Consider the following 12,669-nt stretch of genomic DNA (forward strand, 5'->3'; position numbering starts at 1 on the left):
GTTGGTGTTTATTCTGTTTTATGCTTTTTCACTTATCTTTTATAAGAGAGGATATAAAACTGAGCAGTTTCACAAGATTTGACTCTCTTAGTGCAGATCATAATCACTCTCTAAATACTGTTTTATCAATAGCTTAGATTAAGTGGTGGGAGAATGAGTTTTGTTTTAACTTTCTCTCTCTCTTAGCGCAAATAACCCCTCCCATGACTGCGCCAATACGTTGGATTCAACGTGAAAACTTATGTCTGTTTAGCTGGCAAAAGCCATCGCTTTTGGGGCGGCAGTTTTGCGAGGACGAAAATCTGTTTCTCTTTGTTGAGTAGAGGGTGTTGTTCTTTCATGCGTTACTGTTGAAGGCTCAAGGCGTTGAGCAGACTGTGAGACGCTTTGTTGTTGATGCAAATTTTGCGCTCTCTCAGATGTTTCATGGCGTTCTTGTTTTGTCTTCTGAATTTTTGAAAGGCTCTCTCTTACTTGTGTTACAGCTGTTGCATAATTGTCAGTGGCGTCAATGAGGTGAGAAAGACCCGCTTCAGCATGTCTGCGTGCTTGATTTTTAAAACCACAAAAGTTGTGACCAGTGTATTTGTTAAAAGACTGAGGATTTCCGGCAAGTTGCTGTGCCAGCTGTTCTATTGTTTCAGGGTTTTGGAAAAGCATTTCCACATGTGATTGTAAAATGTTTTCGTTCCCAAAAACAACTTTACACCAATATTGGATTTGGGCATGGTATCTTTTGACTTTTGAATGTTGGTGAATTTGGGTAGAAATTTCTACTTCTGAAAGGCTTTCTTCTTCTCTTTGGGAACGATCCTGTTTTTTTAGAAGTTCAGCGACGGCTTCCTTCTCCATAAAGCGTTCATAGTTTTTGAGTTCTTTCTCTGGAGATTGTACTAGGCTTTCTCTTGCCTGTTTTACAGCTTCTGTATAACAATCAATGGTGACACATAGGGCGGAGTAACTCTCTTCCGCTTGTCTACGCGTTCGATTTTTGAAGCCCAACATGCTGGTACCGGAAAGTTTAGCTATACTTTCAGGATGGGCTGCCATGCGCCATGAGAGCTCCTCTCCTGCAGCGGGATTTTTTTGAATTTCCTGCATTTTTTCTTGCAAAATGTTTGGGTTGCCGTAGGCATTTGCGGATAAACGTTGGATTTCTTCTTGATATGCTCGAACCAATGAATTGTGTGGAAGAAATTTAGTGATTTCTTCTTCTGAGAGGATTATAGTTGCCTTTTGTGAAGCAACTTGTGGAGGAACTGTTGCGTGTGTCGTTTCAGCTTCTTGCGGTCTTTTGGTCGAGCTACTTCTTGTGAGAGGTATTGTTGAATGTGTCATTCTAACGGATGCTTGTGCAATTTCTTCCGTAACAGTTTCTTCTCTTAAAAGAGATTGTCTTTCCTCATCTTTTTCCAGTATCGTTGACAGCCTTTTGTTTTTTGAAGGAGCTTCTTTAGGGAGGGGGGCTGGACCAGAGACTTCTGCCGCCGCTTGTTCATAAAGCTTTATAAGTTCTTGTATTGAAGAGGATAGAAAAGGATGAGGATGGTTTTTTTTCATGCATATTTCCTTTCAAGAATTGTTTTAGAAAACTTTTTCGGAGCATTCTTGCCTTTTATGCTTGGATCGCTTTGAGACAAAAGAAAATATTGAGCTGAATGAGCTCCAAAGATCTGCGCTATTCACAACCAGCCTAATGGAGATTTATGTCTTTTATACAGTTTTTTTATGAAATTTTATCAATAAGTTATCGTAAATTACAGAGTCCATTTTTAGGACTATTTTAGGATCATTTTTTGTAACATTCTAAAACAATTCTTGGCGCAATCGCAACGAAACGATTTGCGCCAAGAAATTCTATGAAAAAAAGATTACATGAAAAACAAAAACTATCTGTTTTTATGCCTATGCCTCCTTACATGGCATAAGAAAATCCTTTTTCTCCATGTTTTTGTCGCTGAGGGCTGTGCTCTGGACTATTTTGTTCTTGTCCTCTTTCGTGATGACGATGATGATGATGGTGATGCTGGCGTCTTTGTTCTGCCATAGGGGTTTGCAATAGTCTTGTTGTTGCATCTTGCACAGTCTTTGTATAACTATCAATGGCGTCAATGAGCGGTTTAAAACCGTCTTCAGCTGCTTTGCGTGCTTGACTTTTTATGCCAAGTGCGGAATGGCCAGCGAGCTTATGTATAGATTCAGGACTTTCAGCAAGTTGATTTGAAAGATCTTTTCCTTTACTGGGATCTGTAAGTATTCCTTGCAAGTGCTGCTGGAAAATTGTATCATTGCCATAAACGACCTTCCCCCAATGCACAACCTCTTCTACACGTGCTTGAACTTGTGGATTTTTTAAAAGCATGACAGTTATTTGCTCAGTTGTGAGGGAAGATGAAGATCTTCCTCTTTGTTGTGGAGCAACCTCTGTATAATCGGTTTCAGATTCCTGCAGCCTTTGATTATGGTGTCTACCTCTTGAAGGAGAAACACTGCCAACGGTTGCGTATGTAACCTCAGCTTCGCGTTTTTGGAGAGCAACCTCTGTGTAATCGGTTTCAGATTCTTGCTGCCTTTGATTATGGTGTCTACCTCTTGAAGGAGAAACACTGCTAACGGATGCGTATAGAACGTCTTCTTCTGGGGTTGGTCCGCGCTGGTTTCCTCTGGTTGGTTTATTAACTGTTGCATAGAGGGCTTCTGGATTTGCAGAAGGATGTGGATGATGTTTTTTCATACATATTTCCTTTCAATATTTTTAGAAAACCTCTTTGGTGCATTCCCCACTTTTAGTTTTGATAACTTTTATATAAAGGAAGATATCCAACCGAATGACCTCCAAAGATTTTGCGCTATTCATATTGATATGTAATGAAGATTTATGTCTTTTATACAGTTTTTTTATGAAATCTTATCAATAAGTTATGATAAATTACAGAATCCATTTTTAGGACATATTTTATGTAACATTCTAAAACAACTCTTGGCGCAACCACGATAAAATGATTTACACCAAGAAACTCTCTGAAAAAGAGATTACGTGAAAAACAAAAACTATCTGTTTTTATGTTTATGCCTCCTTACATGGCATAAGAAAATCCTTTTTCTCCATGTTTTTGTCGTTGAGGGCTGTGTTCTGGACTCTCCCGGTTTTGTCCTCTTGCGTGACGACGATGATGGTGATGACGTTTGTGTCCTGCGTCTCTTTCTGGACTTTCTTGTCTTTGATCTCTTTCCTGTTCACGTGTAAACTGTTTATGGAGCTTTTGTGCGTTATAAATATGTCTTTCAAGAGCTGAGCAAAGGGGAGAAAAACCATCTTCAGCTGCTTTGCGATCGGAGCTTTTTACGCCAAGCACTTGCCGACCAGCGAGTTTAGCAGGGCTTTCAGGATGTTCTAAAAGGTCCCATAAGACTTTTTCTGCATTTGGGGGATCTTCAAGAATCTGAGCAAATTGTTTATTCAAGGCATGTGGGTTACCATAAACAACAGCGCACCATTCTTGGGTTTCTCTTACACCATATTGAAATTCTCTGCTTTGTAAAAGCTTTGTTGTAATCACATCTTTTGAGGTTCTTGGAGGAGGTGTTGCTGCTCTTCCAACGCCTTGGTAGGTGGGATTTTCTCGTTGTTGGGATTCTTGCCCGCCTTCAGTCTCCATGCCAAGTTTTGCATCGACAGATTCTAGAGGTTTATGGGGAGAGCGCCCACCATTTTCGCTAAAATCAGGTTCTGCATAGAGATGTTCTGGTTCTTGAGGTTCTTGCCCGCCTTCAGTCTCCATGCCAAGTTTTGCATCGACAGATTCTAGAGGTTTATGGGGAGAGCGCCCACCATTTTCGCTAAAATCAGGTTCTGCATAGAGATGTTCTGGTTCTTGAGGTTCTTGCCCGCCTTCAGCGCCCATGCCAAGTTTTGCATAGACAGATTCTAGAGGTTTATGGGGAGAGCGTCCACTATTTTCGCTAAAATCAGGTTCTGCATAGAGATGTTCTGGTTTTTGAGGTTCTTGCCCGCCTTCAGCGCCCATGCCAAGTTTTGCATAGACAGATTCTAGAGGTTTATGGGGAGAGCGTCCACTATTTTCGCTAAAATCAGGCTCTGCATAGAGATGTTCTGGTTCTTGGGAAAATCGCACATCCTGAGAGCTTCCGCTTGGTGAGTTGTAGAGGGAGTTTATTCGTTCTTGGAACTCTGTTTCACCCGACGCTAGATTAACGACTGCATAGGGATTTGAGGGGTTTTCTGGAGAAGGATCACGCGGACCCCTACCAACCGCTGCACGGGTAGCTCCTAATGGGTATTGGGGAGCATAGATAGTTCCTAGTGGTTGTGGAGAAGAGGGCGTCTCATATGCACTTTCTTTTTGTGTATTGTAGGGGGAATTTTTTTGCTCATTTGTTTTCCCTCTCGGTTTGTTGTAAGGAGATGCTTCTTGTTGTAAGGGCCCTTGTGAACCATTTCCGCTTCCACTGAGATTTGCGTAGAGAGCTTCTCGTTTCTGGGGGGCTGGGTTCTGGGGAGCTGGTTGTGGGTGACTTTTTTTCATGGCTGTTTCCTTTCAATATTTTTAGAAAACCTCTTTGGCGCATTTCCCACTTTTTGATAACTTCAAGACACAAGTAAGATATCAAATTGAATGATCTCCAAAGATCTGCGCTATTCACAACCAGCCTAATGGACATTTATGTCTTTTATACAGTTTTTTTATGAAATTTTATCAGTAAGTTATAGTAAATTACCGGATCTATTTTTAGGACTATTTTTTGTAATATTCTAAAACAATTGGTAGACGCAATGGAGATAAAATGATTAGCTTAAAGAGTTCTGTTGGAAGGCAAAAGTTCACGCGTTTTTATCCAGTAAGAGCAAGCGATGAGGAACGACTAACTTTCAAGCTGCGGGCTTGACATTGTGCTTCTTGGGTGTTCTTTACAGTGTGGGCAATTTCTTTTGCTTTGCTTTCCGATGTACCAAGGAGGCACGCCAGTCTTGTATGATCTTTTTCGTGTATAGCTTTACGATCTTCTGAGGATAGACGATTGTGTAGTTGGCGTGAAAAGGTATGGAGTTCTTGTCGCAGTGAACGAGAATGCAATAAAGCTTCCCTTTGTTGTTCTTCTGGTAAGGCAAAAAGGTTTTGTAAATTTTTTCCAGGTTTTTCGACGGTGTGGCTCAGGCGATTTTGTTCTCTTTGATGTTGCTCTAAAATTTCTTCTTTTGTTTGTTGTGTTATTGCGCCATAATTTTTAAGGGCTTGGCTGAGTTGTGGAACAGCTTGTTCGGCTTGTCTGCGATTTGAATTTTTCATACCAAGTATTTTACCCCCTGCAAGTTTAGAAATTGATTGAGGGTTTTGTAAAACTTCATCAGCAAACTGATTTCCTAAGCTTGGATTAGCCGTTAAGATATCCATTTTTGTATTTAAGGCGTGGGTTTTACCATAAACGAGCTTTGATAAATTTTCGATTTCTTTTCGGCTTCCTTCAACATAAGCGTCATTTGAAATCCTTTTAAATAACTCTTCATGGGTAAGAGGGGCTAATGTTTCTTTTGGGATCAGTATTTCTTTTAAGTTTTGAATGTTGGTTTTTTGAAAGCAGAGGCGAGCGCCGTTTTGTAATGTTTTGACTTGTTCTGGGGGAAGATCATCTTTGTGTCCGACGACGAAAGCTCCCTCTACTTCCATGACAAAACCTTCTGCTGAAAAACCTCTAAAGACGCCTTCATAGGGAATCCCTTCTTTTGCAGCAACGACAATACGATTGTTAATTTCATCCAGTCCAGCTTCTCTCATCTGGGAGATGAATTCTTTTAAAACAAGGGCTTTTTGTGGATGGGTGATATCTTCAAAAAGATCTTTCATCGGTTGGGAATTGCCATATTGCATAGCTTCAATACAAGCTGTTGTCATGCGTCCCTTTGTGATGAAAGAAAAGTCAATGGTATGTCCTGCTGCTTGTCCAAGTTTTTCCATAAACATTCTATTGACACGTCCATTGCCTTTTCTGAAAGGATGCGCGTGCTCGAGCGCCATAAAAACTTCAGCGGCATTTTCAGCAAATTCTTGACGCGATAAACCTTTTAAATTGTTCTTCTCATTAAGTGTTTTTTCGAGTTGTGTGAGTTCTTTTTTAATCTGTGGACCGATAGCAAAAGGAGCTTCATAACCTTTGGGACGCATCGCCGGCATATGGGCAGTGGTGCCATCTTCAAATGTAAAAAATGTATCGCGGGTGTGGCCCGCCCATTCAAAAGTTTCGTGGAAGAGGCTCCAATGGATTAATTTTAAATAAGTGAAATCAAATTTTTGTGGGAGCGGTTCATGACGAAAATTGACGGCTTCTTTAGCGATGTCATGGGTACTGCGTTCATACAGTTTTTTAGGGTCTTTGATGCCATATTTATTTTTGAGTGTTTTGGTTCCTTTATATAGATAATTTTGCTCTAACATGTAATCTCTCCTAAGTAGGTAAGGTCGTGGTTGATAAGCGCCTTAAACGCTGTATGTGAAAAATTCCCCTTCGCATATTCTTTTGAGATTTTGGGTGTTATGAGAGGGAACACTTTTCCCTCAAGTGTGCGGATAGTTGTATCAACTCTTTTGAGAGGCTTTTGGTTTGATAGATACATAATGTTCTATGGCGATTGTTTTCATGCCTATTCTTTTTTATTTATTTTAGCTTCTATGATGTTTCCTTTTATTTATTATTCTGTTGTGCTGTAAAATATCGATATTTAAGACGGTGATATGAAACCTATGAGGGGGCAAAAGATAGATTTTTTATAAATCAATTTTGGGTGAAATCTTTATCCTTTGAGGTGGAGGGGAAGAGGTCAAAAAGAAAAATGTTGCTTAATATTTTCGCTGTTTTGCCTTTAGCAAAGTTGTTTGCAAGAGCACTTTGATGAAGGACGTGGATGTGACGGAGAAGATTGCTCTTGGTTATTGGATGGTTTGGGGACTTTTCATACATAGTGTTTAGGTTAGGAAGTCTATAGATAAAAGCAGTTATCAAGAATTTTTCTCCATTATGTTTTTCTTACTGGTGTGTGTGGACATCTTGTCTGTGTAGGTTTACAACAAAATGTTTTTTACTTTGTGTTGTTGCTTTTAATTGTGTCGCGCTGCTTTAAGATCCATAAGAGGAAAAAAAACTTTCTTTTGGCTAGGAAAAAAGGTGTTTTTTCAGCGCTTGGTTGTTAAGATAGAACACATGATGGCATCGTAAAGGGGAAAAACTTTGTCTAAGAATGTTTTATTCATTTTAGTGTATATCTTGGATGTTTTTTTGGGGGGAACCAATGTTTATCGTGTGGGGATTTTGAGAGTTGCTTGTTTCAAAGGCAAATCTTTTGTTTATTATATTCTTTAATGGAGGCACGTTTTTTTACGTAAAATAAGAACACCATTGTGTTGCATCTTTACAGGATTATTTTAAAGATACATCTTTTAACACACCCATTTGGCGATGGGGTAAAGTCCCCATAAAGCGTATAAAATCTATTGAGCGCTCCCATTTTTACGCTTCATAAAGAAGCTGGTACCATCACACACTTTATGCCAGCGCTAAAATATTGCGGACCACCCCTTGGGTATTGAGGCGATTTATGAAAAGGCATGCCTTTCTTGTACAGTTCCACTTCACTTGGGGGCCCCGTTTGTGACATGCGAAGTAATAGGGTTGTGATTGAGTTAACGTGGAGCAGATTTGAAATGAGAAAATCTTACGCTATTTGGTCTCTCATTCAACATGAAAATATAAATTATCATTATGAATCAATGTATTTTCTAAATTATATATGAAAATCCTTTGTAGGAATGTGTTCCTTTTTGGGGGATATTGGTGTCGCTATTGGTTGGGTGTATGGACGTTTTTTATAGAGATTTCTTAAAAATCATGGTTGCTGGTAAATGATGCACAAAATACAAAAGAAAAAATCATGGATTTTTTGATCCTGTTTTTCTTATATGTGAACGGAGTTGTTTCGTTCACAGGCTTAAAAAAACAGGGATGTATACCTTTTTGTTGTTATTTTTCATCAATATCTCATCATGGAGGTTAGTTTTTCTTTTGTGGGGCAAAACGGTTTTTTGTAGCAGCGGCTAACATTTCTTTTCTTCTGAAATAGATGGCGCGACCACATCGCGAAGGGGAGCCTTGCATCAGAATAATTTGTTCATCTTGACGCATTTCTCGAATAACTTCGTGGGGTAAAATGAGTGCTCTTTTTAAAATATTCATATAACCACGAAAATCGACTCCATCTAAGACAAATAAAATAGGCTTTTGCAGCTTTCGTCAGTAGTAATCATGACATTTAAAAGGAATTAACAATTATCCTGTCCAATTGCTTTGGATATGGTGTATATGCTATGTGCAAAATTGGTGGTAGGGCGCTTAAGTAGTCTATTTTTTGCATGTATGATAAGAATATTAAAATATCTCTTCCACATAGGTGTTTAAATCAAAAAAACAAAGTTTCATATTTTTTAGTTGGTCATAGCAAGGGTATTTGAACGATTTTGTGTGCGTGTGTAGAATTGGCTATGAGCGTTCCTTGCTTTTTGAACAATGTCGGTAATTTCTCGTGCTTTCTGTTCTGATATACCAATACTTTGTGCAAGTGTTTCATAATCTTTGTTTGTGATCGCACTACATTCGTTTGATGAGAGACGATGTTCTAAACTGTTTATAAAAGTACGGAGCTCTTGGTGTAATTGAGGAGATTGAGACAAGATTTCTCTTTGTTTTTCCGGTGATAAAGCAAAAATATTTTGCAAGTTTTGACTGGGATTCTCTACCGCTTTTCCAAGGCGTTCTTGTTTAAGTTTATGGTCTCGAGTGACTATATTATAGGTAGCTTCTACAGTATACACATAATTCTCAATTGCAAGAGAGAGCACATCAAGATAATTTCGAGCGTGTACACGTGCCGGATTTTGTAGACCGCATATACTAAAACCTGCAAGAGGAGAAACAGAGTGCGGTGCCTGTTTAATCTGATTAGCAAACTGTCTGCCTAATTCTGGATTTTTAATAATCTCTTCTATCTGTTCGTTTAATACGTTTGCGTCACCATAAACAGTTTTTGCGTAAGCTCGGACTTGCTTTTGAGCTTTGAGAACGTAACTATCTAGCGCAACTGTTTTGGCACATTCACTTTTTGTGAGAGGCGCTAATGTTTCTTTTGGAATAAGCGTGTTTTCAAGCTCTTTGCTGTTGGGGGCGGTAAAGGTAATGATATCACCAGGTTTTAGTGTTTTTAATCGTTCTGGTGTGAGATCATCTTTGCTACCAATGATGTAAGTTCCTTGCACATCGAGTATAAAACCTTCTGAATAACAACCTTTATAAGTTCCTATATAGGTTTCTCCTGCCTTTGTTGCTATAACAAGGCGATCATCCACCTTGCGTCCCGTATTGTTTATATGGTCCATAAATTCTTTTAAAAGACGTATTTTGGGGGGATTGGAGATATCCTCAAAAAGATCTTTCAACAGTTGTGTATTGCTATATTGCATTGCTTCGCTACAGGCAGCCATCATACGTTTTTGTGTGACAAGCGAAAAGTCAAGCTGATGTCCTGCCGCTTTGGCAAGATTTTCAAAAAAGACTTGTTCTGTGTGCTCATTGCCATCTATGAATGGGTGGATTTTGTGAAGAGAATAAAATAGACTCGTTGCTTCCTTGACAAATTCTTCGCGTGTTAAGCCTTGCAAATTGTCTTTTTCGGCAAGCGTTTGATCTAATTTTTGTAAGAGTTCAGGGATTTCTTCACCGGTTGCAAAATTATTGCCCCATTCCATTCTTTTCATTTCTGGCATGGCGGCAATGCTATCGTCTGTAAATGCGAAGGGGATATGGCGCAGATGTCCAGCCCATACAAAGGTATTTTTAAACAATTGTTGGTGGATATGGCATAGATAAGTTGAATTAAAATATTCTGGCAGGGGTTCTGCACGCAGATTGATCATGGCTTTTTGCCTATCATGTGAGCATTTTTCCAGAAAGCGTTTTAAATCTGTTTCTCCATATCTATTTTTGAGAATTTGGGTACCAAGATAGATATAATTATGGGGTGAGGGAATTCCTTTTGTTTTTTCTTTTGCTTTTGGCATTGTTACATTCCTTATAATGTTACATTGTCTATGAGAGTGTGTTAAACTTTTTGTTTGAAAATCCCCCACGCATATTGTTTTGAGATGTTGAGACTTGGGTGAGGAAAAACCCCCTCAAATTCGTAGGTGTTTTTGAGTGTATCAATCTTTATCTTGGCACTTTTTTCTTTTACTGAGAGAGAATGGTTCATTTGGGTTGTTTTCATGCATATTGTCTTTTAATTTTTTTGTAGAAAAATTTCCCTATAAAAGCGGTGCCTTCAAAAGTTTCTTGATAGGATTCTCAAGGCATAGATATGATTGGTATTTATTATTTGGAGATGAGGAGAGTGCTTTATAAAGAAAATTGGCATTGGTAAGCACAGGCATAATACCATCATTCAAAGACTTTTCCCCATATTTTTCTTGTTGTATCAAGCGGGAATCCCTTCTTTATAGGCTTTTATGAGATAGAATCTCTGCTTTTATCCTTTGATGTTTTTGTTTTGATGCATGGCCTCCATTAGAGGGTGATTTTTAGTTTTTCTGTGCTTTTGGGGCAAAACGGTTTTTTGCAGCTGCGGCTAACATTTCTTTTCTTCTGAAATAGATGGCGCGTCCACATCGCAAAGGGGGTTGTCCTTGCATAAGAATAATTTGTTCATCTTGACGCATTTCTTGAATTACCTCATGGGGTAAAATGAGAGCTCTTTGTTGGTAATTGATGTTGTAAGAACTTTTTCCTAAAGATAAACCTCTTGATTTGCTCGTTCCGGTGACTTCAACGGTCATTTGACCACAGCGTTCTGAAATGTCTTTAGCTGTTTGAAGGTCTTTAATGGCCGCATAACTGACAAAGGAGCAGCTTTCAAACCATGAACGTGCTCCTGCTTCGCCAAAGTGATTGACCAACTGACCCGTGGATTGATAAAAGAGCATTAAGGATGTGCCGTATTTACGTCCACGATCGCGGGCTTCTTCTAAAATATTCATATAGCCTAGAAGATCAACTTCATCTAAGACGAATAAAACACGCTTTTTATAGTTACCGTCTGCTGTAACCATGGCATTGAGAAAGGCGCCAATAATCACACGTCCAATAGCTGGATAACTGTTTAAAATGCTTGCGGGGAGATTGAGAAAAACATCTGTATTGCCATTGGCAATATCTGAGGAAAAAAAATCATCTCCGCAAACAAGATCTGCATAATTGGATAAAGAAAGCCATTGGGTGTCTTTTGAGGCGGTTGTATAGACTCCTGAAAAGGTTTGCTCTGCCATTTCTGTAAAAATACCCACCATTTCACGAATAAAAGGAGAAGGTGTTGTTTCTTGAATCATGCGCAATTGATTAACAACAGCTGTTTCTGATTGAGAGAGAATTCCACGCAATGTTTTTAAATTGCGCTCGCTGTCTTCATATTCGTCAGAAAATATGACATGGGCAAGAAGAGCGGTTAAAAGATTATGGGCTTGTGTCGAGAAATATTCCGCTGAAGAATTGTCTGATTTTTTATCTGTGAGAAGCAATTTGGAAAAGCTAACAATATTTGCTTCACGTTGTGTGCGTGGTACACTATCATCTAAAAGCCAGTCGATAACATTAAAATTTTTTGTTAACAATGAATTGGGATCGAGAACAATAACATTTCTATTTCCCATTTTTTGACGCGCAAATTTGACCATTGGGGCAACTTCTGTTGAAGGATCAAGACAAATAACAGACCCTGGATAGGTTAAACACGTGGGAACTACTGTACTTGTGGTTTTATAGCCACCAGAACCAGCAAAAAAGATCATATGGGTTGAACCAAAATTAAGATTAAAGGTCAGCAAAGGGGCTGTTCCACCCTTTCCCCATGTTGTTTTATTGCCAGGTGCAAAGGGAACTTTGCACACATTATCTTGATCAACGCGGTATCTTTCACCCACAACAATTTGCCCATTGGCAGGAAAGATTTTTGCTGCCTCTCTTAAATTCATCCATGATGCTTCACCAAAAACACCTTTTTTTGCACGCTTGACCCTATTTTTAGGTGGAGAGGTTGTTATGAATTGAATGAGGGACAAAAAAACACCAATGATGATGCCAAAGACAACCATGGGATCCATAAATTGAAGAGCGTAGCTCCACGTTATTCCTTGTTGTCCAACATAGGGACTTAAGCGTTTTATTTCACCACCAATATAGTAAAGAGCAGTCATTCCAAAAAAGACAACGGAGACAAAAGTGATTATTCTACGCAGGTGCAGTTTTTGCGAGAGACTATAAAACAATGAAACAGTAGCCGTTAGTGCTAGGACTAATAAAGGTTCTGAACGAAGAGTCCAATAAATTTGATCGCTCTTTAGTCCATTTGTTATAAACAACAAAAAGTGAGGGACAAGGAATATCGTTAAAGCACCTAAAGCGATAGGGGTTAAAATGAGTACCATTTGTGTTTTGGTATATTTCATTGTATTTTACTTTCAATTCTATCAGAATATGCTGCGAAATGTTCTTTTTTAGGCGTGTGATATTAACACTCTCTCTTTTTTGCAAAGGTGCAGATAACGCTCCAAACAGTTT

The 12,669-nt window shown here is 38.9% G+C and carries 6 protein-coding genes and 1 pseudogene; all 7 read right to left on the reverse strand.

Translation table 11 applies throughout. The features are described 5' to 3' along the window. Positions 1 to 249 precede the first annotated feature (249 nt). Entirely contained in the window at positions 250 to 1,560 is a 1,311-nt protein-coding gene (locus ACFINC_RS06755; RefSeq protein ID WP_375616671.1) for a BID domain-containing T4SS effector, read from the reverse strand. Positions 1,561 to 1,915: 355 nt separating this feature from the next. Beyond that, positions 1,916 to 2,734, reverse strand: coding sequence for a BID domain-containing T4SS effector (locus tag ACFINC_RS06760; RefSeq protein ID WP_375616672.1), 819 nt, complete (start codon positions 2,732 to 2,734; stop codon positions 1,916 to 1,918). Between the two features lie 343 nt (positions 2,735 to 3,077). Further along, positions 3,078 to 4,547, reverse strand: a complete 1,470-nt coding sequence (locus ACFINC_RS06765; RefSeq protein WP_375616673.1) for a BID domain-containing T4SS effector — start codon at positions 4,545 to 4,547, stop codon at positions 3,078 to 3,080. Positions 4,548 to 4,853: 306 nt separating this feature from the next. Continuing rightward, positions 4,854 to 6,452 (reverse strand): BID domain-containing T4SS effector, encoded by a 1,599-nt coding sequence (locus ACFINC_RS06770; RefSeq protein ID WP_375616674.1) that lies wholly within the window; start codon positions 6,450 to 6,452, stop codon positions 4,854 to 4,856. Positions 6,453 to 8,061: 1,609 nt separating this feature from the next. Next, positions 8,062 to 8,244: pseudogene (locus tag ACFINC_RS06775) on the reverse strand (type IV secretory system conjugative DNA transfer family protein); the annotation flags it as partial. A gap of 248 nt (positions 8,245 to 8,492) precedes the next feature. Next, the gene (locus ACFINC_RS06780; protein ID WP_375616675.1) at positions 8,493 to 10,121 is read right to left on the reverse strand and encodes a BID domain-containing T4SS effector; all 1,629 of its coding nucleotides are present in this window, start codon (positions 10,119 to 10,121) and stop codon (positions 8,493 to 8,495) included. A 516-nt stretch (positions 10,122 to 10,637) separates the two neighbouring features. After that, positions 10,638 to 12,557, reverse strand: a complete 1,920-nt coding sequence (gene traG / locus ACFINC_RS06785) for a Ti-type conjugative transfer system protein TraG (protein WP_375616676.1) — start codon at positions 12,555 to 12,557, stop codon at positions 10,638 to 10,640. Between the last annotated feature and the right edge of the window lie 112 nt (positions 12,558 to 12,669).

The sequence above is a fragment of the Bartonella sp. AP58NXGY genome (genome assembly GCF_042195785.1).
Classification (GTDB): domain Bacteria; phylum Pseudomonadota; class Alphaproteobacteria; order Rhizobiales; family Rhizobiaceae; genus Bartonella.